This window comes from Micromonospora krabiensis (assembly GCF_900091425.1).
Classification (GTDB): domain Bacteria; phylum Actinomycetota; class Actinomycetes; order Mycobacteriales; family Micromonosporaceae; genus Micromonospora; species Micromonospora krabiensis.
Map to the genome: position 1 here is coordinate 699,664 of NZ_LT598496.1, position 25,863 is coordinate 725,526.

The window sequence follows — 25,863 nt, forward strand, 5'->3', positions numbered from 1 at the left end:
GCCCTCAGGAGGTCGTGGTCGTCAACCGCGCCATCGTCCAGGACGCGGGTGGAAGGGTCAGCCCGATGCCGGAGCCGGTGCCGTGTGCGCTGCCGTTGGGGCGGGGGGCGGCGTGGTCCGGGCCGTCGGCCGTGTTCCTGGCGTCGAGGTCGCCGCCCCCGATGGTGACGCACTCGACGACTCCGGCCACCCGGGCGCCACCGACCTCGACGGTCACCTCGGCGGGGGTGTCGGCGCTCCGGTTGACGAGGAACACGGTCATCTCGCCCGTGCTGTCGTCCCAGGTCGAGACCGCGTCGACCGCGTCGACCTCGCCGTAGCGGTCGGTGGCGGTCGTGCTGCTGTCGCGTAGCGCGTCGAGGACGGCCCCCCGGGCGTGCCGGGCGGTGCGGGCGAAGGGGTGGAAGATGGTCTGCCGCCAGGCCGCGCCCCCCGGTTCGGTCATGATCGGCGCGATGACGTTGACCAGTTGGGCCTGGCAGGCCGCGGTCACCCGATCGCTGTGGCGCAGCAGGCTGATGAGGAGCCCGCCGACGACGACGGCGTCCGCGACGCTGTAGTGGTCCTCCAACAGCGGCGGCGCGACCGGCCAGTCCTCGCCGCTGGGGGGCGTGGACGGAGCCGCCGACTGGTACCAGACGTTCCACTCGTCGAACGCGATCATGATCTTCTTGGTCGACCTGCGGATCGCGCCGACGGAGTCGGCGATGGCGGTGACGGCGTCGATGTACCGGTCCATGTCCTCGGCGGAGGCGAGGAAGCTGGGCAGGTCGCCGTCGACCGGCTGGTAGTAGGCGTGCAGCGAGATCAGGTCGATGTCGTCGTACGCCTCGGTGAGCACGTCGCGTTCCCAGGTGCCGAACGTGGGCATGCTGGAGTGCGAGGAGCCGCAGGCGATCAGTTCGAGATCGGGGTCGAAACGTCGCATGGCCTTCGCGGTCTGTGCGGCGAGGCGTCCGTACTCGGGTGCGGTCCGTGCGCCCACCTGCCAGGGGCCGTCCATCTCGTTGCCGAGGCACCACAGCCGGATGCCGTACGGGTCGGCCGCGCCGTTGTCGCGGCGCCGGTCGGCGAGGTGGCTCCCACCACGGTGATTGGCGTACTCGAGCAGGTCGACGGCCTCGGCGGTGCCCCGCGTGCCGAGGTTGGCCGCCATGATCGGTTCGACTCCGGCGGCCCGGACCCACCGCATGAACTCGTCGAGCCCGAACGCGTTGGTCTCCAGGCTGTGCCAGGCGAGGTCGAGTCTGGCGGGCCGCTGGTCCACCGGGCCGATGCCGTCCTCCCAGCGGTAGGAGGAGACGAAGTTGCCTCCGGGGTAGCGAACCGTGGTGACGCCCAACTCCCGGACGAGTGCGAGGACGTCCCCCCGGAATCCGTGCGGGTCGGCGGTCGGGTGTCCCGGCTCGTAGATGCCGGTGTAGACACAGCGGCCCAGATGCTCCACGAACGAACCGAAGAGCCGGCGCGGCACCGGTGCGACCCGCCGGCGCGTGTCGAGGATCAGTCGTGCGGTGTTCACGAGACCTCCCGGCTGACCGTCGACCCGGTGTCGGCCCGGCGGTCGCGGCGCGACCGGAGCGGCGAGGCGCAGGGGCGGGGGAGTGGACCGTCGGTGCCGGCCAGGGGCTCCGGCGGCTGGTCGAGGTGGGTGTTCAGGGCTGGCTCCCTTCGTGCGGTCCGGACGTCGGGAAGCTTCCGCCGCGACGCCGGAACCGAGGGGTGGTGGGCACTGCGCGAGGTCTGGACAACGCGAAGGTCGTCGATTAGGTTCACGATCAATGTAAACGTTACCGATTACGTTTACAGTAAGGGACGCGATGCCCGTGATCAATGTCTTCGGCGGGCGGCCTCGGCACCACGCCGCTCCCGGGCGATCGGGGGTCTCGCTCCCGGACACGCCTCGCCGCCACCACCTCCTCCGCCGCCACGGCCGGGTGCGACCGACGAGGCCGAGACCGCCTTCCGGCGGTGATTGGGGTGACCGGGTGACCACTGTGGGACCGCGGACCGGGGCGATCTACGCCGACGCTTCCGCGCCGGTAGACGAGCGGGTGTCGGACCTGTTGGCACGCATGACCCGCGAGGAGAAGCTCGCGCAGCTGGGAAGCACGTGGGCGTTCGCGGTGCTGGAGGGCGGGCGGTTCTCGGCGGAGCGGGCCCGCACCGTCCTCCGACACGGCCTGGGGCACGTGACGCGCGTCGCCGGAGCGACCAGCCTGAAGGCGGTGCAGGTGGCCCGGGCGGCGAACGCCATTCAACGGTTCCTGGTCACCGAGACCCGACTGGGCATCCCGGCGATCGTGCACGAGGAGGTGTGCTCCGGGGTGATGGCGCGGGAGGCGACCATCTTCCCGCAGGCGATCGGGGTCGCGAGCACCTGGGCGCCCAGCCTCAACCACCAGCTCGCGGACGCCGTCCGAGAGCAGATGCGCGCCATGGGAAGCCACCAGGGGCTCTCGCCGGTCCTGGACGTGGTGCGTGACCCGCGTTGGGGTCGGACGGAGGAGACCTACGGCGAGGACCCGTATCTGGTGGCGCGCATGGGTGTGGCGTTCGTCCAGGGCCTGCAGGGCGCCGACCTGACCGACGGCGTCATCGCGACCGCCAAGCACTTCGTCGGCTACGGGGCCTCCGAGGGCGCGCTGAACTGGGCGCCGGCCCACCTGCCCCCGCGGCTGCTCCGGGAGGTCTACCTCCACCCGTTCGAGGCCGCGGTCCGCGAAGGTGGCCTCCAGTCGGTGATGGCCGGCTACCACGAACTGGACGGGATCCCGTGCCACGCCAACGGAGAGCTTCTCGGCGAAATCCTCCGAGGGCAGTGGGGCTTCACCGGGAGCGTGGTGTCCGACTACTTCGCCGTGGACGACCTCCACTCCTACCACCACCTGGCGCAGGACAAGCAGCAGGCGGCGGTCCTGGGCCTCGCCGCGGGCGTCGACGTCGAGCTTCCGGCGACCGACGCGTACGCGGACGCCCTGGCGCGCGCGCTCGACGCCGGGGAGGTCGGCGAGGCGCGACTCGACGAGGCCGTCTCGCGCGTCCTGCGGCACAAGTTCGAGCTGGGGCTCTTCGAGGCCCCGTACGTCGACGAGGGCGCGGTCGAGGTGACGGTGAACGCCGAACGGCACCGTGACGTGGCGCTGGCGATCGCGCGCCGCAGCCTCGTCCTGCTGAAGAACGACGGCGTGCTGCCGCTGGTCGCCGGAGCCGGCACAGTGGCCCTGATCGGGCCGAACGCCGACGACGCCCGGCACCTGCTGGGCGACTACTCGTTCGCCGCGCACATCGAGGCGTTGACGGAGGCGCGCGAGCGGCGAGGGCTGCTCGGCCAGATGATGACGATCCCGGACGACCTGGAGATCGACGAGAGCACGGACGGCGTACCCACGGTGCGCGACGAACTCGCCGCCCGCCTGGGCGACCGGCTGCGATACGTGCCGGGGTGCGACGTGGTCGACCCGTCGACGGAGGGGTTCGCCGAGGCGGTGGCGGTCGCCGCCGAGGCCGACGTCGCCGTGCTGGTCCTCGGCGACCGCTCAGGGTTGACGCCCCGGGCGACCACGGGCGAGTCGCGGGATCGGTCCAGCCTCGACCTGCCCGGCGTCCAGGAGGAGCTGGTCCGGGCCGTCGTCGACACCGGAACCCCCGTCGTGGCGGTCCTCGTCGCGGGCCGACCGGTCGGCAGCGACTTCCTGCACGACAGGTGTGCGGCGGTGCTGATGGCCTGGTTGCCCGGGGAGACGGGCGCGCGGGCGATCGCCGAGGTCCTCCTCGGCGAGGTCAACCCGAGCGGCAGGCTGCCGATCTCCTACCCCCGGACGGTCGGCCAGCTACCCGTCTTCTACGGCCACAAGGTGTCCGGCGGACGGTCGCACTGGCACGGTGACTACGTCGACTCGCCGGTCGCCCCGCGATACTGCTTCGGGCACGGCCTCGGCTTCGCGCCCTTCACGATCGACGGAGCCGTGGTGGAGCGTGCGGAGGTCGACGCCGGCGACAGCGTCGGTGTCGAGGTCACGGTCACCAACTCCGGACGGCGAGCCGGTGAGGAGGTCGTGCAGCTCTACGTCCGCGACCCGCAGGCGACGGTCACCCGACCGGTGCTCGAGCTGAAGGGCTTCGCCCGGGTCTCGGCCGCGGCCGGCCAGCGGGTGGCCGTGCGCTTCGAGTTGCCGACGGGGCAGCTCGGCTTCTACGACCGGCAGCTGAACTACACCGTGGAACCCGGGCAGATCGAGGTGTACGTCGGCTTCTCGTCCGACAACCGTGTCCTCGCCGGAAGCTTCGTCATCAAGGCGGGGGCGGACCGTTCGACGACGTCGAAGGCGTTCTCCGGCGCGGCGGAGGTCCGGGATCTGTCCGGCGGGGCCGTCTGACCCCATTCCACCGCCGACCCGGAATGGTTCGCGCGCCCGTTCCCGCCCGTCTTTTCGTCGGGCGGGAACGAGCGCGGGAAAAGACCGTTCATTCGGCCACCGAGCGTGACCGTCGTTCGCGGTTCCGCAACGGTGGACGGTGATCGGTCGGTGTGTTTGTCAACAATCCCGGTAGGGCCGTCCCGCGGGGGTCCCGTGAGGACGCGAAGGCCTTGTGTTTGTAATCGTTCTCGGTTACGTTGACAACATCCTGGAAACGTAACCGATAACGATTGCAGTCCAGAGAGAGCGGCATGACTGAAGTCAATGCGCCGGTAACAATGAGTGATGTCGCCCGAGTCGCCGGCGTTTCCACCGCCACCGTCTCGCGCGTCGTCAACGGGCACTACGGTGTCAGCCCGCGGACGCTCGCCCAGGTCCGTTCGGCCATCGAGCAGCTCGGCTACGAGTCGAGTCTCGTGGCCACGAGTCTCCGCCGCAGCCGCACCAACGTCCTGGGCCTCGTCGCGCACAGCTTCCAGTCGTACACGGCCGAGGTGCTCAAGGGTGTGATGAAGGCGCTGAGCCGCTCCGGCTTCGACCTGATCATCTATGCCAACAGTGACCTCTACGGGTCCTATTCGGAGGGTTGGGAGCAACGGCACCTGACCCGGCTGTCGGGCACCCTCACCGACGGGTGCATCGTCGTCACACCCTGGGGCGAGATGCACAGCCGGACGCCGATCGTGGCCATCGACCCGGTGCGGGGCGCGACGGCGCCCTCGGTCATGGCCGACAACCTCGCCGGCGCCACCACCGCGGTCGAGCATCTGCTCGGTCTGGGGCACCGCCGCATCGGCTTCATCGCGGGCCGTGACAGCCTCGCCTCGGCGTGGTCGCGGGAAGAGGGCTACCGGGCGGCGCTCGCCGACGCCGGCGTCCCGGTCGACCCCACGTTGATCGGTCGGGGAGACTTCAATCCCGAGTCGGCGGTCCCGTTGGCGCGTGCCCTGCTGCAACGGGCGGACCGGCCGTCGGCGATCTTCGCGGCGAGCGACGGGATGGCCCTCAAGGTCCTGGAGGTCGCCAGGGAACTCGGCCTCTCCGTCCCGGCGGACCTGTCCGTCGTCGGGTTCGACAACATCCCGGAGGCGGCGTCGACCGGCCTGACCACCGTGGACCAGTCGATGTTCCAGCTCGGGTACGAGGCCGCACGGATGCTGAAGTCACTGGTGACGGGCGACTGGGCCGAGCCGAGCCAGATAGTGCTGCCGACCAGCCTCGTGATCCGCAGCTCGACCGCACCACCGCCGAGCGCGGCGCGACCATGACAACCGCCGACGGGCGCCACGACCTGACCGCTTCCGACAGAGCGATCAGGTCGGGTGCGCGCGTGGCCAACACCTGAAGGAGGTGTCCGCAGCACGCACGGCGAGATCCACCGATGAGTTGAGCCGGCGAGCGGGTCGCATCCGCTGCCGGCGCAGAGAGGAGTGGAGCGTGACAACCGAACACTATCACGGGCGGTTACGCCGTCTGGGCGTACGTCGACTCTCGGCGGCGTTCACCGCCGGAGTCATCGCGGTCGCCGCGGTGCTGGTCGCGCCGCAACCCGCGGCGGCCGACACGCCGTGGCTGGCGGTCTCCGACGACCGCTACGCCTCGTTCACCGTTCCGGCCGCGTACGTTCAGGAGCAGCTGGGCACGGTGTCGCAGGTCGTCATCGAGGGCAACTTCGGCCCGTCGGCCACCTGGGCGGAATTCGGTCTGACCCGCCGCGGTGACGCGTGGTCGGGTGTGCTCGGTGCCCTGGAGCCGGGGCTCTACCACTACCAGGTCACCGCCGACGACACCAAGACCATCAAGGACCCGACGAACCCCACGAGTGTGGCGTCCCACCCGCTCTGGAGCAGCTTCCTGGTCGCGGGTGACTCGGCTCGCTGGTTGGTCGACGCGCCGACCGGCACCGGCGGCACGGTCGGGACGCTCACCTACCGGGTCCGTAACGAACAGCGTTCGGCCCTGGTCTGGACGCCACCGGGGTACGCGGCCAAGGGGCCGAAGAGCTACCCCACGCTCTTCCTGGAGTCGGGTGACGCCGCGGCCGCCACCGACTGGCTCGACCTCGGCCGCGCGAAGCAGATTCTCGACAACCTCTCGGCGGCCGGCAACATGCAGCCGATGGTGGTGGTGATCGCCGACAGCGCGGACGACCGGGAGCTGACGGACCTCCGCCGAGCGGTCGCCGACAACTACCGGGTCCGGCGTGATCCGGCGCACCAGGCGATCGCCGGCGTGGCCGACGGCGCTGCGCGGGCCGTGCGGGCGGCGTTCGCCAAGCCGGGGCAGTTCGGCTACGTCGGCTGGTTCTCCGGCGACTCGGCGCCGAGCATCGACCGCAAGGACGCCAAGGCGATCAACCGCGGCCTCAAACTGCTGCGTCTCTACACGGGGAACGTCACCGACGCCGCGCACAACCCCACCTACCGCCTGACGAAGGCGTTGGGTCGGGCCGATGTCCGGTTCGAGTTCGACGGCGTCAACCCGGACGGCGGCGGGAACTGGACCACCTGGCAGGAGAACCTCGTCGACTTCGTTCCACGGCTGTTCCGGCACGTGTCTGACCACGGGCCGAGCCCGGGCCACCGGCCGATCACGGGCGAGTTCGCGCCGCCAGCGGCCGGCACCACCCCCACGCCCTTCCTCACCGAGGACGGGTTCGTCACCTTCGAGACCACCACGGACTTCGCCACCGCCCAGCACGTCACCGTGTGGGCCAACATCGCGCCGGGCGGCAGTTGGCTGCGCGTGCCGTTGACCCGCGACGGCGACCGGTGGCGGGCGACCGTGGGGCCGCTGAAGCCCTGGTTCTACTACTACCGGCTGATCGTCGACCGGGTCCCGTTCAAGGACGTCTCGAACCCGACGAAGGTGACCACCGAGCCGATGTGGAGCACCTTCCTCGTCCCGGGCCCGGAGGCCCGACTGCTGACGGACGTGCCGGCCGGCCAGGGCGGGAAGGTCGAGGCCATGACCTACCGCAGCACGGTGGCGGGTCAGGACCGCACCGCGCTGGTGTGGACCCCACCCGGCTACGACCCGGGCCGGGCGCAGCCGTACCCGGTTCTCTACCTCCAGCACGGCGGCGGCCAGAACTACACGGACTGGGTCGAGATGGGTCGCGCCAAGCAGATCCTCGACCACCAGTTCCTCGACGGCGACCTCACGCCCATGGTCGTCGTGATGGGCAACGGCAACTCGTCCAACTTCAACCGGGAGCTGTTGGAGAACATCGTGCCGACAGCCCGGTCCCGCTACCACATCTCCAGTGACCCGTCCCAGCAGGCGCTCGCCGGCCTGTCGATGGGCGGTGGGCAGGCGTTCGGTGTGCTGCGCGCCTACCCGGGCCAGTTCGCCTACGTCGCGGCGTTCTCGGCCGGCTTCGGCAGCGGCACCGGCGTCGACGTGGAGGCCATCAACAACGGCACCAAGATGTTGCGCCTGTACGTCGGTGACCAGACCGACTTCGTGTACCCGAGCTTCATGGCCTCGCTGACCACGTTGAACAACCTCGGTATCCGCTACGAGTTCGACGGGGTGACCCCCGGGCCGCACGGCTGGGACGTGTGGCAGAAGAACCTCATCGACCTGGCGCCGCGACTGTTCAAGCGCTAGGGCCTCACCAGGCGACGCCACCGGGAGCAGGTTTCCTGCCCCGGTGGCGCCCGCCAGCGCATGGATCCTGTGCACCGCGACCCCCGAAGGGAACCATCTCAATGAGCCCTTTTCATCATGAGTAGGGGCTGGTCTCGACGCGGTGCAGGACGAGGATGGCCTGCACGATCGCGGTCGCGCGGCGGGGACAGCAGCGCAGCTTGGTCAGGAGCTTCCAGGTCTTGAGCGTGGCGATGGCGCGCTCGCCGCGGGCGCGGACACGGGCATGTGCGCGGTTGACGGCCTCCTGCCGGCGGGACAGCTTCGGCCGGTAGCGGTGGCGCTTGAACGGCGTGCGCACGCTCCCGCCGGCTCCTTGGTAGCCCTTGTCCGCGAACGTCATCACGTCCGCGCTGCTCAGCGCGTCGATGATGCCGTGAACACGGGCGGCGCTCAGGTCATGAATGGCGCCGGGCAGCGCAGCCGATGCCCAGACCAGGCGACCCGCAGCGTCCGCGATGACCTGCACGTTCACGCCGTGCCGCTTGTGCTTCCCGGAGTAGTAGGGCCTCTGATCGGCGACCCGGTCGATCGGGATCAGCGTGCCGTCGAGGATCGCGTATGCCAGCTTGCGGATGCGCTCCATCGCGGTAGCCAGATCGTCGGCCGCTGCGGCGAGCAGGTCGACAGCTTCGCGGACGTAGCGCCAGGCGGTGGTGACGCCAATGCCGAACCCGGCTGCGAGGCGGGTGTAGGTGTCGCCGTTGCGCAGGTGGGCGAGGGTGAGCAGGGCTTGCCGACCGGGGTCCAGACGCCGCCACCGGGATCGACGCTGCCGACGGTGGCCGCGGATGCACTCGGCGAGGTGGCTCAGGGTTCGACTGGACAGCGGAATCGTGGCGGGGTAAGACAGCACGGCGAGGCTCCCGGTCGGGGCATCGGATCTTGGTCGACTGCTGTCTTACCTGGAGCCTCGCCCTCATCGATCTCCGGGTTACCCACACCCGCCGTGACCAGCACGATCACGATGAAAAGGGCTCAATGAAGAGAAGACGCATACTCGCCACGGTGGCCGTGCTCGCGGCCGGGGCCGGTCTCGTCGGCTGCTCGTCGTCGGACGACGGCGGAAGCGACGCCAGCAACTGCACGAACACCATCACCAAACAGAACGTGCCGGTCGTGACGATGTGGGGCTGGTACCCCAACATGCAGCTCGTCGTCGACAACTTCAACAAGCAGCACGACGACGTGCAGGTCTGCTGGACCAACGTCGGCCAGGGCAGTGACGAGTACGACAAGTTCCAGACGGCCATCTCGGCCGGCACCGGGGCACCCGACGTGATCATGATCGAGGCGGACCGGATCCCGACGTTCCAGATCCAGAACGCGCTCGTCGACATCAAGCAGTACGGGTACGACGCGGTCAAGGCCAACTACAGCGACGGCGCCTGGAAGGACGTGTCGGTCGGCGACGCGGTCTACGGCGTGCCGGTCGACGGCGGCCCGGTGGCGATGATCTACCGCAAGGACATCTTCGACAAGTACAAGATCACGCCGCCGAAGACCTGGGCCGAGTACGAGCAGGCCGCGCAGAAGGTGAAGGACGCAGGCGGCCCGCTCTTCGGGGACCTCGGCGCGAACGTCTCGGCGCTCACGATGGCGCTGCAGATCCAGAAGGGCGCCACGCCCTTCACCTACGATCCGGCGCAGCCGAAGTCGATCGGCGTCAAGCTCAACGACCAGGCCTCCAAGGACGTGCTGGACTACTGGGGCGGCCTCGCCAAGAAGGGCCTGGTCGGGACGCAGGACCAGTTCACCCCGGAGTACATCTCCGGCGTGATCAACGGCAACTACGCGACGTACATCTCCGCGGCGTGGGCGCCCGGCTACCTCACCGGCGCGGGCGTCGGCAAGGGGCAGGACACCGGCAAGTTCGCGGTGGCGCCGCTGCCGCAGTGGGACCCGGCCAACCCGGTGCAGGTCAACTGGGGTGGCTCGGCGTTCTCGGTGACCAAGCAGGCGAAGAAGCCGGAGTTGGCCGCGAAGGTCGCCTACGGGCTCTACGCCGACAAGGAGTCGCTCACCGACGGCTGGACCAACCAGATCATCTTCCCGTTGAACCTCACGGCGCTCAAGGACCCCGCGTTCATCGACCTGAAGGTGGCGTTCTTCGACGGCCAGCAGGCGAACAAGGAGGTCTACGTCCCGGCCGCCGACGCCTACAAGGGTGTCTCCTACGCCCCCTTCGGTCAGTACTACCTCGACGCGATGACCGAGCAGGTCAGCGAGGTCATCAAGGGGTCCATCACCGGGTCTCAGGCGGCCGACCGGCTGCAGGAGGACGTGGCGAAGTACGCCAAGGAACAAGGTTTCACCGTTCAGTGACCGGACGGGTGGGCCGCGCCGGCAGCGGCCGGCCCACCCTCGACCCTCGGCGTCCACGTCCCGGAGACCAAGATGACAGTCCTGACCGAGAAGCGCGCCCCGCGTACCACGCAGCAGACGCGCAAGATCCGTGGCAAGGTGCACCTCCGCGAACACTTGATGGGATGGCTCTTCGTCGGGCCGTTCGGGATCGTCTTCCTGGCGTTCCTCATCGCGCCGCTGGGCTACGCGCTGTATCTCAGCCTCTTCCAGAAGAAGCTGATCGGCGGCACCAGCTTCGTCCTCTTCGACAACTACGTGAAGGCGTTCACCGACCCGAGCTTCCTGTCCGGGGCGTGGTTCGTCATCCGCTTCTCGCTCGTCTCCATCCCGTTGCAGATCATCATCGCGCTCGCGATGGCCCTCATCCTGGACTCGGTGACGACGCTGTTCGCCCGCTTCTCCCGGCTGATGATCTTCCTGCCGTACGCGATCCCCACCGTCATCGGCGCCGTGATGTGGGGCTTCCTCTACAGCAAGGGCTTCGGCCCGCTGACCGACATCTTCGGGTTGTTCGGCGCCACCGCGCCCGACTTCCTGAGCAGCAACCTGATCTTCTACGGTCTGCTCAACGTGGTCACCTGGCAGTGGGCCGGCTACTACATGATCATCCTGTACGCCGCTCTGCAGGGGGTCGACCCGACGCTCTACGAGGCCGCCCGGATGGACGGCGCCAGCCGATGGCAGATCGCCACCCGGATCAAGATTCCGCTGATCGCCCCCGCGCTGATCCTGATCCTCGTCTTCTCGCTCATCGGCACCCTGCAGTTCTTCAACGAACCGCAGATCCTGCGCTACCTCGCCGCCGGCACGATCGGGTCGGACTTCACCCCCAACATGTACGCCTACCAGCAGGCGTTCTCGCTCGCCAACTTCAACTACGGGTCGGCGATCTCGTTCGCCCTCGGCGGGATCGTCTTCATCTGCGTGTACGCCTTCCTGTTCTTCACCCGCAAGCGGAGGAGCTTCCTCTGATGACCGACCGCACCAGCGTCCGCGCGGGCACCCGCCGGGCGCAACGCCACCTCCCGCTACAGATCCTCCTCGGCTTCCTGGTGATCTACTTCCTGGTGCCGTTCTGGTGGGTCGTCGTCAACAGCTCCAAGGACGCGCCGGGCCTGTTCGGCGGCGGCAACACCCTCTGGTTCACCGACCAGATCGACTACCTCGGCAACCTCGAGCTGCTGTTCACCTACGACGGTGGCATCTACGGGCGGTGGATCCTCAACTCGACCCTGTACGCGATCGCCGGCGGGGTCGGCGCCACGGTCCTGGCGGTCATGGCCGGCTACGGGTTCGCCAAGTACCGGTTCGCCGCCCGGCGCTTCAGCTTCGCCGTCGTTCTCGGCGCGTTGATGGTGCCCGCCACCGCCCTGGTCATCCCGACCTTCATCATGTTCTCCCGGCTGGGCCTGACGAACACGATCTGGGCGGTGATCCTCCCGTCGTTGCTCAACCCGTTCGGCGTCTACCTCATGCACGTGTACGCCCGCGACGCGGTCCCCGACGAGCTCCTGGACGCCGCCCGGGTCGACGGCGCGGGGGAGGTGCGGACGTTCCTGCAGATCGCCCTTCCGCTGATGCGTCCCGCGGTGGTGACCGTGCTGCTGCTGTCGGCCGTGGCGTCCTGGAACAACTACTTCCTGCCCCTGGCCATGCTCTCCGACAACAGGCTCTTCCCGGTGACCGTCGGCCTCAGCCTCTGGCAGGGCATCGCCTCCGCGAACAACGCGGGTGGCACCTCACTGTGGAGCCTCATCATCCTGGGCTCGCTCGTGTCCGTGATTCCCCTGATCATCGCCTTCTTCAGTCTGCAGCGACACTGGCGCGGCGGGCTGTCCGTCGGAGGTCTCCGGTAGGGCACGCCCGTGCCACCAGCCCAACCAGAAAGGCGCCGCGACACCGCTCGCGGCCGAGCGGATGACAGAGAGGTGTGCTGATGTCGATGACGGATCGACCGCTGCGCAGCGGGCAGTGGTTCGGCGCGGACGGTCGTAACGGGTTCATCCATCGCTCCTGGATGCGCAACCAGGGGTTCGCCGACGACGTCTTCGACGGCCGCCCGGTGATCGGCATCGCCACCACCTGGTCGGAGCTGACGCCGTGCAACGCCCACCTGAGTGGCCTGGCGGAGTCGGTGAAGCGCGGTGTGTGGGAGAGTGGTGGCCTGCCGCTGGAGTTCCCCGCGATGAGCCTGGGTGAGCCGCTCATGCGACCCACGACGATGCTCTACCGCAACCTGCTGGCGATGGAGCTGGAGGAGCTGGTCCGGGCGAACCCGCTCGACGGGGTGGTCCTGCTCTCCGGCTGTGACAAGACCACACCCGGCCTGCTGATGGGGGCGGCGAGCGTCGACCTGCCGACCCTCATGCTGACCGGCGGCCCGATGCTCAACGGCAAGTTCCGCGGCCAGGACATCGGGTCGGGCACCGTCGTCTGGCGCTTCACCGAGGAGATGCGCGCCGGCCGGATGACCGCCGCCGACTGCGCCGAGGCCGAGGTCGGCATGTCCCGCAGCCGGGGCCACTGCATGACCATGGGAACCGCCTCCACCATGGCCTGCGTGACCGAGGCGCTGGGCGTGCAACTGCCGGGAGCCGCCGCCGTGCCCGCCGTCGACTCCCGCAGGTACGCGCTCGCCCACGCCGCCGGACGTCGGATCGTCACCATGGTCGAGCAGGACCAGCGGCTGTCCACGGTGCTCACCCGGCAGGCCTTCGAGAACGCCATCCGGGTCAACGCCGCGATCGGCGGCTCGACCAACGCCGTCGTCCACCTGCTCGCGATCGCCGGGCGGCTCGGCGTTTCGCTGTCCCTGGAGGACTTCGACACCCTCACCGCCGACGTGCCCATGCTCGTCAACCTCATGCCGTCCGGGACGTACCTCATGGAGGACTTCGCCTACGCCGGCGGCGTCCCCGCGGTGATGAACGAGATCGCGCCGCTGCTGCACCTGGACCACGTCACCGTCAGCGGAAAGAGCGTCGCCGACAACATCAGCGGCGTCCAGTGCTGGAACCGGGAGGTCATCGGCACCATGGCGGAGCCGTTCCAACCGGCCGGCTCGGGCACCGTGGTGCTGCGCGGGTCGCTGGCACCGTCCGGGGCGGTGCTGAAGGTGTCCGCCGCCTCCCCCCACCTGCTGACGCACACCGGGCCGGCGCTCGTCTTCGACCGAATCGAGGACTACGTCGTCGCGGCCGACGACCTCGATCTCGACGTCACCCCCGAGACGGTCATCGTGGTGCGAAACGCCGGTCCACGGGGCTACCCCGGCTTCCCCGAGGTGGGCAACGTCCCCATGCCACGACGGCTGCTCGCCGACGGCATCACGGACATGGTCCGGATCTCCGACGCCCGGATGAGCGGCACCGGATACGGGACCTGCGTCCTGCACGTGGCCCCGGAGGCGTCCGTGGGCGGTCCTCTCGCGCTCGTGCGCACCGGCGATCCGATCCGCGTCGACGTCCCGGCACGTCGGCTGGACCTCCTGGTCGACGACGCGGAACTCGCCCGCCGCCGGGCCGCCTGGCAACCACCGGTGCCGGCCGCCGACCGGGGCTGGGCCCGGCTCTACGGTGAGCACGTCCTACAGGCCGACCAGGGCGCCGACCTGGATTTCCTCGTCGGGGGCAGTGGCAGCGCCGTGCCTCGACACTCGCACTGACTCCGACGCACGCACGATGCCGCGAGGGACCGATCGCAGGGGAGGACGAATGGCCGGCGGGGGCGAGTTCGCGCGGAGGGCGACGGTGGCGGCCACCTCTCGGCCGGTCATGGCCGACGTCGCCCGCCTGGCCGGGGTGTCGCACCAGACGGTGTCCCGCGTCATCAACGGGGCGCCCAGCATCAAGCCGGAGACGCGGGAGCGGGTCCTGCGGGCCATCGAACGGCTCGGCTACCGCCCCAACACCGCGGCCCGCGCGCTGGTGCGCGGTCGTTCCGGAATGATCGGCATCATCGGCACCGCCCGGACACTGTTCGGTCCGACGAGCATCCACCGCAGCGTCGAGGACGCGGCCCGTGCCGCCGGATACTTCGCCACCTCGGTGAGCCTGTCGGAGGTGACGTGGCAGGCCCTGAGCGACGCGACCGAGCACCTGATGCGCGTCGGCGTGGAGGGCGTCGTCATGATCGCCGGCAATGACGAGGCGCTGGACGTGGTACGGATGAACCGGTCCACCGTCCCCTTCGTGGTCGTGGAGGGCGACCTGTCCCGGGCCTCGCTCACCGTCGGCGTCGACCAGGTGCTCGGCGCCCGGATGGCGACCGAACACCTCCTCGGGCTCGGTCACCAGGAGATCGTGCACGTGAGCGGCCCGCTCAACTGGGCGGAGGCCCGCGCCCGCGTCGACGGCTGGCGCCGGACGATGGCGGAGGCCGGCCAACGCCCCGTCGAGCCGGTCCAGGGTGACTGGAGCGCCGACAGCGGATACGCCGCCGGCCTGCGGATCTGTCAGATGCGCGGGACCACCGCCGTGTTCGCCGCCAACGACCAGATGGCCATCGGTGTGCTGCGCGCGCTCCACGAGTGCGGCCGTCAGGTGCCCGGGGACATCTCCGTCGTCGGCTTCGACGACGTCCCGGAGGCGGCGTATCTCATCCCGCCGCTGACCACCGTCCAGCAGGACTTCGACGCGGTCGGTCGACGGGCGATCACGGCCATCACGCAGGCCATCAGCGGAGCGACACCGCAGCCCCTGCCGTTGGTCATCCCCCGCCTGGTCGTGCGACGGAGCACCGCACCCATCGGGAGTGCATGAGCTGTTGAGGGTCTTGCCGTCGGCAGCACGGATTTGTCGGCAGAAGTCTCAACCGTCGGTTCAACGATAGCGTTCAAGGCATGACCGAGCGCATCACGGATACCGTCCATGCCGTCGACGCCGCCGCCGTTCTCCGGCTGCTCCCGTCCCGGCCCCGGCTGCTCGCCCTCGGTGAGCCCACCCACGGCGAGGACGTTCTGCTCGACGTCCGCAACGACCTCTTCCGGCAACTCGTCGAGCGGGAGGGCTACCGGACGATCGCGATCGAGAGCGACTGCCTGGCGGGTCTGGTGGTCGACGACCACGTCACCACGGGCGCCGGCACCCTCGACGAGGTCATGGAGAGCGGCTTCAGCCACGGCTTCGGCGCATCGGCGGCCAACGCCGAGCTGGTGCGGTGGATGCGTGCGTACAACGAGGGGAGGCCCGCCGCCGAGCAGCTGCGCTTCGTCGGTTTCGACGGCCCACTGGAGATCACCGGCGCCGCCAGCCCGCGGCGGGCGATCACCGCGCTGCACGCGTACCTGTCGGCCCGGGTCGACACCGACCTGCTTCCCTGCACCGCGCAGACGCTGGACGACCTGCTCGGCGACGACGAGCGCTGGACCGAGCCCGCCGCCATGATGGACCCGTCGCGGTCGGTGGGGCGGACGCCCGAGGCCGACCGGCTGCGCGTGCTCGCCGACGACCTGGTGGCCCTGCTCGACGCGCGGACGCCTCAGCTGGTCTCGGCGTCCACACCGGAGGAGTGGGACCGGGCCCGTCTGTACGGGCGCACCGCCGTCGGGCTGCTGCGCTACCACCTGTGGATGGCCGACACGTCACCGGGCCGCCTGGCGCGGCTGCTGGGCCAGCGGGCGTCGATGATGGCCGCCAACCTGTTGGCCGTCGCCGAGCGCGGCCCGGCGCTGGTGTACGCCCACAACGCGCATCTTCAACGGGACGTGAGCACGATGCGGATGGGTGACCTGCCGCTGGAATGGTGGAGCGCCGGAGCGATCGTCAGCGCGCAGCTGGGGGAGGGGTACGCCTTCCTGGCCACGGCCCTCGGCACCATCGGCCACCGCGGAGTCGACACCCCGCCCCCGGACAGCATCGAGGGCCTGCTGTACGCGCTCCCGCAGGACCGGTGCCTCGTCGACGCCCACCGGTTGGCCGCGACCCACGGCCGGGCGACCGCGCGCGTGTCACCCTGGTTCGGCTATGCCCCGTTGGACCCGGCCCACCTGGCGCGCCTCGACGGGATCGTGTTCGTCAAGAACGCCCCGGCGGGACGGTCGTGGTGGCCGGCGGCCTGACCGGTCAGGGCCGGACCAGCGCGTCGAGGTCGCGCAGCGCGAAGCGAAGGTGTTCCCACTCCTCGTGGAGGATCACGTGGAGGCAGCGCAGGACGGTCGCCTCGGTGTCGGGTGACCACGGGTGCGGCCGGGACTCGGCGAGCAGCTCCGGCGTCACGCTCGCGAGGAAGTCCCGCATCATGGTCTGCCGCTCGGCGCGCAGGTCGAGCACCTCGGCGAGGCTCGGCCGCGCGGTGGCGAAGACGGACATGTCGTAGCCGTCGGTCTCGTACTCGGCGTGCGGCTGCCCGAGCGGGTGGAGGGGCTGTGGTCGGCGCAGGATCGTCCTGCCGAGCCAGACGTCGGTGGCGAACACGAGGTGGCGCACGGTTTGCGCGAACGACCACTCGCCGTCGACCGACAGGTCGGCGGTGCCCGCGGGCAGGGCGGTGAGCCGGTCGACCGCGACCGCCCAGGCCCGCTCGAGCGCCGCCCACGCCGCCCGCAGGCCGTCCGGGTCCCCGGCATCCCTCAGCTCGCGGCCGGGGAACCGGCGGTTGATCTCGGCCTCGACGAACGGCACGACGTCCACACCGTTGACCAGGAGGGTGCCCTCCGGCAGCCACGGGGCGTCGATGTCGAGGCCACTCACGTCGACGCTGCGCATCACCGCCCCGGTCAACGTCGTCCTGATGAACCGTGCCTCTCGCAGGTCGCTGTCGACGAACGTCGTGACCTGGTCCTGGGTCATGCGGGCCCCCTTCTGCGGCGAGACGGGGCGATGCTAGCGCGAGGGTACGACGCAGCCCGGTCGTCGTGCGGTGCGGATCTCAGGAGGAGATCGCTCGTGCCCACGGCACGAGGAGCCGTTCGAGGCCGGCCATCAGGTAGAAGAGCAGCGCGCCCATGAGCGCCAGCAGGATCAGCGCCGCGAACGCGAGCGGGGTGTCGGCGGACTGACCGGAACTGGCGATCACCGCGCCGAGGCCGGCCTCCGGGTTGATCACCTCGCCGATGATCGCACCGATGATGGCGAGTGAGGTCGCCACCTTCAGGCCGACGAAGATCTGCGGCAGGGCCCACGGAAGCCGGACCTTGAGGAAGGTCTGCCACCACGAGGCGGACAGGGAGCGGGCCAACTCGCCGAGGTCGTTCGGTGTCGAGGTCAGGCCGGCCATGGTCGAGATCAGGATCGGGAAGAAGCAGAGCAGCACGACCATCACGATCTTGGTCTCGTAACCGAAGCCGATCCAGACCAGGAGCAGCGGCGCGAGTGCCACCTTCGGCACCGCGTTGATGCCCGCGATCATCGGCAGGGCCATCCGCTCGACCGTGCGCGACGCGGCGAGCAGGACCGCCAGCAGGAGCCCGCCCACCGCGGCGATCCCGAACCCGATGACCGTCTCCAGGAAGGTGATCCAGGTCTGCTGGGCCAGGTGACCGGGGAGTCGCAGGAACGCGTCGACCACGTCCGGGGGCGCCGGCAGGAAGAACGGTTCGATGTCGAAGGCCCAGGTGGACAGCCACCAGATGCCGGTCGCGAGCACCGCGCCCAGGGCCGGCAAGCCGACGGTGCGCCAGCGTTCCTGCGCCCGGACGTTGCCGGTCACGACTTCTTGACGATGGTCGGGTCCAGGACGGCCGAGGGCGCCAGGCCCGGCGGAATCAGGTTGGCGCGTTCGAGCACGGCGATCGTCTGGGCGACCCGCGACTCGTCCATGAACCCGATCTGGGCACCGCCGGCGGGACGGACGTGCGGGGCCATCGCCTCGATCTCGCCCTTGCCCGCCGCGACCGTGTAGGTGGGCTTCGCCTTGTTGAGGATCGTCGCCGCCTCGTCCGGGTGCTCGATGCTGTAGGCCAGGCCCTTGAGCGCGGCCCGGGTGAACCGCTGCACGAGGTCGGGTCCTCGCTGATGAGTGACGGAGTCGTGATGATCGCGTTGCCGAACAGGTCCGGCAGGTAGTCGCTGTAGGGCAGGACCACGACGTCCTTCCGGGCGGCCGTCTGCAGGGCGCCGCGGCTGAGCAGGAACGTGCCCAGTGCGTCGACCCGCCGACTCGCCATCAGCCCGTTCAGTGCGGTGGCCTGCACACCCTCGATCTTCACCGTCGCCGGATCGAGGCCGGCCAGCCGCGCGTACGCCGGGAAGAGCAGCTCCGTCACGGAGCCGGCGCCGGTCGCGATCGTCTTGCCCTGGAGGTCCTTCGGGGTGGTGATGTTGGTGTCCTTGGTGGTCATCACCGAGATCAACGTCTGCTGGTGCACCGCGGCGACCGCCCGCCAGTCGGTGAACTCGCCCTTGCCCGCCTGGATGACGGCGCCGGTGAAGTCGAGCGCCGCGAACTGGACCTGCCCCGACTTGAGCGCCGTCAGGTTCTGCTGGTTGCCAGCGCCCTCCTTGATGTCGACCTCGATGCCGACCTCGGCGAAGTAGCCCTTCTCCTTGGCCACCCACGCGAAGGCGTCTCGGCCCACCGCGCCGAACGCCGTGATGTAGGAGACCTTGTCCGGGGCGTCGCCGGTCGGGTCACCGCCGTTGTCGTCGGTGCCGCCGCAGCCGGCGGCGGCGAGAGCCACGATCAGCCAGGCCGCCACCAGCGTGTGAAAGCGCTTACCCATGCGGTGCCTCCAGCTTCAGCCTCGCGCTGCTCGGCCCGCCTCTGTCGGCGGAGGTCGGGACGACGCAGGTCCGCCCCGATAGACGAGTTTAGATCAGACTGGCGGCATCCGTCTGTCCCGAACGGATGCGAGCGGTGGCAACAAGGTTGCCACGCAAGGGTTTCCGTCTGTCCACTGTGCACAAGCCTGCTGAGTGCCTCTTGAAAGAGCCATGGTCGCCGATATGCTTGCGCCCGGCGGATCCCGTCCCTTCGACCGCCACGCGCTCGTCCGAGTGCGCCGTGCCACACCGCTCGAAGGCCCACCGAGGAGCGCGATGCCTGACCACCCGGTCCCGTCCGCCCGCGCCCGCGCCGCGGTCCGTGGTGCCTACGACACGCACGTGCACGTGGCCCCCGACGTGATGGCCCGGCGCATCGACGACATCGATCTGGCGCACCGCTGCGCCGAGGTCGGGCTGGCCGGTTTCGTCCTCAAGTCCCACTACGTGGCGACCGCCGAGCGGGCAGCGGTGGTCCGTAAGGTCGTGCCCGAGGTCGACGTCCTCGGTGCACTCACCCTCAACGGCGCGATGGGCGGCATCAACCCGGTCGCCGCCGAGGTCGCCGCGCGTCAGGGCGCGCGGATCGTCTGGATGCCGACGGTGGACTCCGGAAACCAGCGGCGCAGCACCGCCACCGATCTGCCGGGCGCCACGCCGGCGATGTGGGGGGCCTTCCAGTCCGACCTGCACAGCCAGGGCATCGTGCCGGACCCGGTCGAGGTCGTCGACGCCGCGGGGCGGGTTCTCGACCGCGTACGCCAGGTGCTGCGGGTGATCGCCCGGCACGACATCGCGCTCGCCACCGGCCACCTGAGCGGCGCCGAGATCGCCGCCGTGGTCCGGGCCGCGGGGGAGGAGGGCGTACGCCGCATCGTGGTGACCCATCCCGAGTTCACCTCGCAGCGGCTGACGCCCGCGCGGCAGCGCGAGCTGGCCGAGGCGGGCGCCCTGCTGGAGCGGTGCTTCACCACCCCGCACTCGGGCAAGGTCGACTGGGCGGACCTGTTCGCCACCATCCGGTCGGTCGGTGTGGCGCACTCCGTCCTCTCCAGCGACCTGGGGCAACCGTTCAACCCGCCGGTGGAGGACGGTCTGGCGCTCTTCGCCGACCGCCTGTTCGAGGCCGGCTTCACCGATGAGGAGATCCACGTCATGGCGGTGGTCAACTCGCGCCGGCTGGTGACGCCGGTCGCAACGGAGCCGGCATGAGCGGGCGGCGGATGCTGGTGGTGGGCGCCCACTCGGCCGACTTCGTCTGGCGGGCCGCCGGGACGATCGCCACGCACACGCGTGCCGGCGGCGAGGCCGTCGTGCTGGCGCTCTCCTACGGCGAGCGGGGTGAGTCCGGCGAGTTGTGGAAGGATCCGCAGCAGACCGTCGAGAACGTCAAACGGCTGCGGCACGCCGAAGCGGAGCGCGCCGCCGCCGCGGTCGGCGCCCGGTTCGAGGCGTTCGACCTGGGCGACTACCCGCTGCGGATCCGGAACGAGGACGTCGACCGGCTGGCGGCGCTGATGCGTGAGTACGCGCCACACGTGGTGCTCACCCACCCCGAGCGCGACCCGTTCAACCCCGACCACCCGACGGCGCACGCCGCGGTGGCGACCGCCCGGCAGCTCACCGCGGGCGCCGGCGTGTCCAGCGGCTTCCGGACCGCGCCGCCCTCGGAGTTCCTGGCCTTCGAACCCCACCAACCCGAGCTGTGCGGGTTCGTCCCCACCGTCTTCGTCGACATCACCGAGGCGATGCCGGCCAAGCAGGAGGCGATGGCGGCGATGGCGGCCCAGGGCTACCTGCGCGAGTACTACACGCAGCGTGCTGACCACCGTGGCAACCACGCCCGCCGGGTCACCGGCGAGGCCGCCGTCCGGCAGGCGGAGGCGTTCCAGCGGTTGATCCCGAACGTCGTGAGTGCGCTGTGACCGCCCACGACGCGGCGGCCGCCGAACCCGCGGTGATCGAGACGCTGACCGCCGCCGGGGTGGCCACGGTCTACGAGGCCGCGGGTCGGCGTGGCCTGATCGACGTGGACCTCGTGCAGGTGGTGCCGGGGTCCCGGGTCGCCGGCCCCGCCCGGACCGTCCGCTGCGGTCAGGGTGACAACCGGGCCGTGCACGAGGCCATGACGCTCGTCCGTCCCGGGGAGGTGCTCGTGCTCACCATGCCCGAGCCGGCCCCCGTCGCCCTGATCGGTGAGCTGCTGGCCACCCAGGCCAAGGTCGCCGGCGCGGCCGGCATTCTGGTCGACGCCGCCGTGCGGGACGTGGACGAACTCCGCGCGCTCGGCCTGCCGGTGTGGGCCCGCTGGTGTCGGGTACGCGGCGCCACCAAACGCGAGCGAGGCGCGCTCGACGTGCCGGTGCCGGTGGGCGGTGAGACCGTCGATCCGGGGGACGTCGTGGTGCTCGACGCCGACGGTGCCGTGGTGGTGCGGCGGACGCGCGTGGACGACGTGGTCGCCGCGACGAGGAGCCGACTGGCCAGGGAGACCGGACTACGGTCCCGGCTGGCGGCCGGCGAGTTCAGCTACGACCTGCACGGGCTGCGTACGCAGGACGAGTCCGGCGGGCGGTAGGGCCGGGGCCGATCACGCGACCCCACCGCCCGGCCCGGTCAGCCCAGGTACTTCTCCCACGGGCCGGTGATGGCCAGCGTGAGACCGGGGTCCTGCATGTTGACGAAGAGCACCTTGCCGTCGGCGCTGAACGTCGGCCCGCAGAACTCCGAGTCGTTGAGCTGGTTGCGGGCGATCGCGTACGTCGGGCCCCCCGGGATCGAGCTCAGCACGTGCGACGCGCCCGAACCGTCCTCGGCGAGCACCAGGCTGCCCCACGGGGTGACGGTCACGTTGTCCGGCCCGTCGAACGTCAGGTCGTTGTACTTGACGGCCGTACCCTCCTCGGACTGGGTCTGGTGCGGGAAGTACGTCACCAGCTGGATGGTCTGGGCGCGGTAGTCGTAGAACCAGACCATGCCGTCGTGCGGTGCCGCGTCCGCCGGGAGGTCACCCTCGTCCCACGCGTAGGAGTTGACCACGTACACGCCCTCGTCGGTGCCCCAGACGCCCTCGAACTTGCGTCCGCGGGTGACCTGGCCGTCGGCGAACTGCTCGCGCACCGGCGTGGTCCGCGCGTCGCGGTCGGGCACCTCGATCCACCGGACGGGGAACGGGCGGCCGAGCTGGGCGGAGGTCAGGTAGGCGACGTCCGGCAGCACCGAGCCGTCGTCCATGATGATCTGCATCGCGGCGAGGACGCCGGCGTTCGGGGCGAGGCGGGTGAGCACGCCGGGGCCGAGTCGGACGCCGTGGGGCGCGGTCCAGCGGTAGAAGAGGCCGTTGGGCTCGTCGGCGTCCTCGGAGAGGTAGATCTTCGTGCGGTCCTTGTCCACCGCGAGGGCCTCGTGCGAGTACCGGCCCAGGCACTTGATCGGCGTCGGGTCGGCGCCGCCGTCGGAACGGACCTCGAAGACGTAGCCGTGGTCCTTCTTGAAGACGCCGGTCCGGCCGTCCTCCTCCCACGTGTCGCCGGCGCGGTCCTCGGTCTCCTCACAGGTGAGCCAGGTGCCCCAGGGGGTCGGACCGCCGGCGCAGTTGGCGACGGTGCCGGAGAGGGCGACGAACTCACCCAGGTTCCGGCCCGCGCGGTCGGTCCGGATGACGGTGCAGCCGCCGGCGTCGACCGCGCCCGGGTCGTAGACCGTGCCCTTGACGTGCGGAACGCCGAACTCGGCGCCCGGGTCGATCTCGTGGTTCTGGATCAGGGTGTAGCGGCCGTTGCCGGCGTCGTAGACGGCCATGCCGTCGTGGTCCGCCGGAGTCACGCCCTGACCGTGGTCGAGGCGGGTGACGCCAGCCCGGGTGACGATGGTGTAGCTGAAGCCCTTGGGCAGGGCCAGGATGCCCTTGGGGTCGTCCACGAGCGGCGGGAACGGCACGTGGCCGGCCCCGACCGGCGGGCGGGGCCGGCCCGGGTGGGCCTGGGCCAGGGACGGCAGGCCACCGGCGACGGCGAGGCCCACACCGGCGGCGGCACCGCCGGCGAGGAAGGTACGACGAGACGAAGGCACGTGAATCAGCTCCTGTTCACATCGAGTGCGATGTGAAACCAACCCCCACGGGCCGACCCGTACGCGTCATCCACGGGATGGGTGGGCGACATCGGGGTGAAGATTCAGGGCCGCTCACGTGTCACCCGTCGACGATCGAGCTGCGCCCGGTCGCCGTCGGGGCCCGCGATGACGAGATGATGACCGAGCTTGACCGTTTTGTCGCTATTGGGTCGTAGGATTCTCCGTTGTGGAAGGGTTGATTGAGCAGTTCTTCGGCACCCTGCAAGCACGGACTCCGCAAGGGCTGCGCAGCCCCGTCAGCGGGGTGCTTCGTGTCGACCTCTACACCGGCGAACACACCGAGCACTGGGTGGTGACCATGCGGAGCGGCGTGCCGACCGCCGCTCGCGGATACGCCGCGGCGGACACGGTGTGGCGCAGTGACGTGGCGCTGTTCGAGACCCTGGTGACGGGCGGTTCCCAACCGGTCGCCGCGGTGCTGCGCAACGAGGCGACACTGAGCGGCGACGTGATGCTCTTCCTGGCCTTCCAGCGGTTCTTCCCGCCGTCACCGCAGGCGCGCGACCCGCGCGCCGTCGAGCCCGTGCCACCCGGCGTCCCGTCGTGAAGGAGCTGATCAGCCTCCTGGAGGGCAACACCTTCGTGGTGTCCGACCGGCGCGGGGACATCGAACCGTCGCTGGAGTACCCGACCGGTCTGTTCTCCTTCGACACCCGCTTCCTGTCCACCTGGATCCTGACGCTCGACGGTGAGCGACTGCACGCGCTGTCCGTGGACGAGGAGACCTCCTACGAGACGACCTACTTCCTTGTGCCGGGCGAACCCAGCCACTACGTCGACACGCAGATCTCCGTCCTGCGGCAACGCGCCATCAACGGCAGCTTCGAGGAGACGCTGACCGTCCTCAACCACACCACCAAGGCGGTCGACCTGGCGCTGCGGATGGAGATCGGCTCGGACTTCGCCGACCTTTTCGAGATCAAGAACGCGCAGCGTAAGCCCGCCGGCGCGACGGCCCAGGTGGAGGACAGCACTCTGGTGCTCAACTACCGCCGCCAGAAGTTCCACCGGCAGGTCCGCGTCACCAGCAGCGTCCCGGCGAGCGTCGACGAGCAGGGGATGACCTTCCACCTGCGGATCGAGCAGCACGGCGAGTGGCGTACGACGCTGCACACGAAGGCCCTGATCATCGGGGCGGACGGGCGTGACTTCCGCGAGACCCTACCCATCGGGATGGACCGCCCGGTTGACGAGATCAGGGCGGAGCGGCAGCAGTTCAGGGCGCTGGCCCCGAAGTTGACCTGCGACTACCTGCCGCTGGCGACCGCGTACGAGACGAGCGTGCGCGACCTCGGCTCGCTGCGCTACGAGTCCATCGCCTTCGGCAGCCAACTGATCGCCGCGGGGCTGCCGTGGTTCATGACCCTGTTCGGTCGCGACAGCATCTTCACCGCCCTTCAGGCGCTGCCGTTCCTGCCGCACCTCGTGCCGTCGACCATCGCGATCCTCGCCGGCCTGCAGGGCAGCCGCCTCGACGACTTCCGGGACGAGGAGCCCGGCAAGATCCTGCACGAGCTGCGCTACGGCGAGCTGGCGGGCTTCGAGGAGCAACCCCACTCGCCCTACTACGGGTCCGCCGACTCCACCCCCCTGTTCGTGATCCTGCTGGACGAGTACGAGCGCTGGACCGGGGACCAGCAACTCGTCCGTCGGCTGGAGGTTCAGGCCCGGGCCGCGCTGGACTGGATCGACACCTACGGCAACAGCCGTGGCACCGGCTACATCTACTACCAGACGCGCAACCCCCGCAGCGGGCTGCCCAACCAGTGCTGGAAGGACTCCGACGACGCCGTCAGCTTCCGTGACGGCCGGCTCCCCGGGTTTCCTCGCGCGACCTGCGAGCTCCAGGGCTACGCCTACGACGCCAAGATCAGGGGAGCCCGGCTGGCACGTACCGTCTGGAACGACGGCGTCTACGCGCGCCGCCTCGAACGGGAGGCCGCCGAACTCAAGGAACGGTTCAACCGCGACTTCTGGGTGGCCGACGGCGAGTACTACGCCCTCGCCCTCGACGCCGACGGCAACCAGGTCGACGCCCTGTCGTCGAACATCGGGCACCTGCTCTGGAGCGGCATCGTCGACACCGACCGGGCCGCCCGCGTCGCGGAGCATCTTCTCGGTCCGCGCATGTTCACCGGTTGGGGCGTCCGTACCCTGGCCACCGAACAGGGCCGCTACAACCCTCTCGGCTATCACGTCGGCACCGTCTGGCCGTTCGACAACTCCATCATCGCCTGGGGCCTGTGGCGCTACGGACTGCGCGATCAGGCCGGGCAGATCTGCACCGGACTGCTCGCCGCCTCCCGGCACTTTGAAGGTCGCCTCCCGGAAGCCTTCGCGGGCTACCAGCGAGACCTCACCAACTATCCCGTGCAGTACCCCACCGCGTGCAGCCCGCAGGCGTGGTCGGCCGGCGCGCCACTGCTGCTGCTCCGCGTCATGCTCGGGCTGCAGCCGCACGAGGACCACCTCATCATCGACCCCTCGGTGCCCCCTGGGCTGGGTCGTATCGAGATCCTCGACCTTCCTGGGCGATGGGGGACCGCCGACGCCCTGGGCCGCAGCCGGCTGGTCTGATCTCGCCGGTGGCC

20 protein-coding genes are annotated in these 25,863 nt (G+C 70.2%); 14 read left to right on the forward strand and 6 right to left on the reverse strand.

The genetic code is table 11. The features are described 5' to 3' along the window. Positions 1 to 4: 4 nt before the first annotated feature. Positions 5 to 1,522, reverse strand: a complete 1,518-nt coding sequence (arfA, locus tag GA0070620_RS03160; RefSeq protein WP_091588411.1) for an arabinosylfuranosidase ArfA — start codon at positions 1,520 to 1,522, stop codon at positions 5 to 7. 466 nt (positions 1,523 to 1,988) lie between these two features. On the opposite strand from arfA, the gene GA0070620_RS03165 reads away from it, so the two are divergent. From GA0070620_RS03165 to GA0070620_RS03175, 3 genes are all read left to right on the forward strand, one after another. Next, a complete protein-coding gene (locus GA0070620_RS03165) occupies positions 1,989 to 4,379 on the forward strand; it encodes a glycoside hydrolase family 3 N-terminal domain-containing protein (RefSeq protein ID WP_197677533.1) in 2,391 nt (796 codons plus the stop codon). Positions 4,380 to 4,672: 293 nt separating this feature from the next. After that, positions 4,673 to 5,689: a LacI family DNA-binding transcriptional regulator gene (locus GA0070620_RS03170; RefSeq protein ID WP_091588413.1), complete on the forward strand. Its 1,017-nt coding sequence runs from the start codon at positions 4,673 to 4,675 to the stop codon at positions 5,687 to 5,689. Positions 5,690 to 5,858: 169 nt separating this feature from the next. Beyond that, complete coding sequence (locus tag GA0070620_RS03175; RefSeq protein ID WP_091588416.1) at positions 5,859 to 8,033, forward strand: alpha/beta hydrolase; 2,175 nt, start codon at positions 5,859 to 5,861, stop codon at positions 8,031 to 8,033. A gap of 115 nt (positions 8,034 to 8,148) precedes the next feature. Here the strand turns inward: GA0070620_RS03175 and GA0070620_RS03180 are convergent, their stop codons facing one another. Beyond that, positions 8,149 to 8,928, reverse strand: coding sequence for a transposase family protein (locus GA0070620_RS03180; protein ID WP_091587259.1), 780 nt, complete (start codon positions 8,926 to 8,928; stop codon positions 8,149 to 8,151). A 125-nt stretch (positions 8,929 to 9,053) separates the two neighbouring features. Between GA0070620_RS03180 and GA0070620_RS03185 the strand changes: the two genes are divergently transcribed. From GA0070620_RS03185 to GA0070620_RS03210, 6 genes are all read left to right on the forward strand, one after another. Further along, positions 9,054 to 10,397, forward strand: coding sequence for an ABC transporter substrate-binding protein (locus GA0070620_RS03185; RefSeq protein ID WP_091588418.1), 1,344 nt, complete (start codon positions 9,054 to 9,056; stop codon positions 10,395 to 10,397). Between the two features lie 72 nt (positions 10,398 to 10,469). Continuing rightward, positions 10,470 to 11,411 (forward strand): carbohydrate ABC transporter permease, encoded by a 942-nt coding sequence (locus tag GA0070620_RS03190; protein WP_091588421.1) that lies wholly within the window; start codon positions 10,470 to 10,472, stop codon positions 11,409 to 11,411. After that, positions 11,411 to 12,295: a carbohydrate ABC transporter permease gene (locus GA0070620_RS03195; RefSeq protein WP_091588423.1), complete on the forward strand. Its 885-nt coding sequence runs from the start codon at positions 11,411 to 11,413 to the stop codon at positions 12,293 to 12,295. The genes GA0070620_RS03190 and GA0070620_RS03195 overlap by 1 nt, the downstream gene beginning before the upstream one ends. Positions 12,296 to 12,375: 80 nt before the next feature. Next, positions 12,376 to 14,103 (forward strand): IlvD/Edd family dehydratase, encoded by a 1,728-nt coding sequence (locus tag GA0070620_RS03200; RefSeq protein WP_197677534.1) that lies wholly within the window; start codon positions 12,376 to 12,378, stop codon positions 14,101 to 14,103. A gap of 49 nt (positions 14,104 to 14,152) precedes the next feature. Beyond that, positions 14,153 to 15,199: a LacI family DNA-binding transcriptional regulator gene (locus GA0070620_RS03205; RefSeq protein WP_231922195.1), complete on the forward strand. Its 1,047-nt coding sequence runs from the start codon at positions 14,153 to 14,155 to the stop codon at positions 15,197 to 15,199. 80 nt (positions 15,200 to 15,279) lie between these two features. After that, positions 15,280 to 16,497: an erythromycin esterase family protein gene (locus GA0070620_RS03210; protein ID WP_091588426.1), complete on the forward strand. Its 1,218-nt coding sequence runs from the start codon at positions 15,280 to 15,282 to the stop codon at positions 16,495 to 16,497. Positions 16,498 to 16,501: 4 nt separating this feature from the next. Here the strand turns inward: GA0070620_RS03210 and GA0070620_RS03215 are convergent, their stop codons facing one another. The 3 genes from GA0070620_RS03215 to GA0070620_RS03225 all read right to left on the reverse strand — a co-directional run bounded on the left by GA0070620_RS03215 (position 16,502) and on the right by GA0070620_RS03225 (position 19,098). Further along, the gene (locus GA0070620_RS03215; RefSeq protein WP_091588428.1) at positions 16,502 to 17,227 is read right to left on the reverse strand and encodes a DinB family protein; all 726 of its coding nucleotides are present in this window, start codon (positions 17,225 to 17,227) and stop codon (positions 16,502 to 16,504) included. Between the two features lie 79 nt (positions 17,228 to 17,306). After that, a complete protein-coding gene (locus tag GA0070620_RS03220; RefSeq protein WP_091588430.1) occupies positions 17,307 to 18,086 on the reverse strand; it encodes an ABC transporter permease in 780 nt (259 codons plus the stop codon). 55 nt (positions 18,087 to 18,141) lie between these two features. Further along, positions 18,142 to 19,098 (reverse strand): ABC transporter substrate-binding protein, encoded by a 957-nt coding sequence (locus GA0070620_RS03225; RefSeq protein ID WP_231922196.1) that lies wholly within the window; start codon positions 19,096 to 19,098, stop codon positions 18,142 to 18,144. A gap of 316 nt (positions 19,099 to 19,414) precedes the next feature. Between GA0070620_RS03225 and GA0070620_RS03230 the strand changes: the two genes are divergently transcribed. Genes GA0070620_RS03230 through GA0070620_RS03240 form a run of 3 tightly spaced genes read left to right on the forward strand, consistent with a single transcriptional unit; the run spans position 19,415 to position 21,716 of the window. Then, on the forward strand, positions 19,415 to 20,350 hold the full coding sequence (locus tag GA0070620_RS03230; RefSeq protein ID WP_091588431.1) for a DUF6282 family protein: 936 nt from the start codon (positions 19,415 to 19,417) through the stop codon (positions 20,348 to 20,350). Further along, positions 20,347 to 21,063, forward strand: a complete 717-nt coding sequence (locus GA0070620_RS03235; protein ID WP_091588433.1) for a PIG-L deacetylase family protein — start codon at positions 20,347 to 20,349, stop codon at positions 21,061 to 21,063. Before GA0070620_RS03230 ends, GA0070620_RS03235 begins: the two co-directional genes overlap by 4 nt. Next, entirely contained in the window at positions 21,060 to 21,716 is a 657-nt protein-coding gene (locus tag GA0070620_RS03240) for a 4-carboxy-4-hydroxy-2-oxoadipate aldolase/oxaloacetate decarboxylase (protein WP_157741523.1), read from the forward strand. Before GA0070620_RS03235 ends, GA0070620_RS03240 begins: the two co-directional genes overlap by 4 nt. Before the next feature lie 38 nt (positions 21,717 to 21,754). On the opposite strand, the gene GA0070620_RS03245 is transcribed toward GA0070620_RS03240, so the two are convergent. Then, on the reverse strand, positions 21,755 to 23,209 hold the full coding sequence (locus tag GA0070620_RS03245) for an alkaline phosphatase PhoX (RefSeq protein WP_091588435.1): 1,455 nt from the start codon (positions 23,207 to 23,209) through the stop codon (positions 21,755 to 21,757). A gap of 229 nt (positions 23,210 to 23,438) precedes the next feature. On the opposite strand from GA0070620_RS03245, the gene GA0070620_RS03250 reads away from it, so the two are divergent. After that, a complete protein-coding gene (locus tag GA0070620_RS03250) occupies positions 23,439 to 23,819 on the forward strand; it encodes an SCP2 sterol-binding domain-containing protein (RefSeq protein ID WP_091588438.1) in 381 nt (126 codons plus the stop codon). After that, positions 23,816 to 25,849 (forward strand): amylo-alpha-1,6-glucosidase, encoded by a 2,034-nt coding sequence (locus GA0070620_RS03255; RefSeq protein WP_091588441.1) that lies wholly within the window; start codon positions 23,816 to 23,818, stop codon positions 25,847 to 25,849. Before GA0070620_RS03250 ends, GA0070620_RS03255 begins: the two co-directional genes overlap by 4 nt. The last annotated feature ends 14 nt before the right edge of the window (positions 25,850 to 25,863 follow it).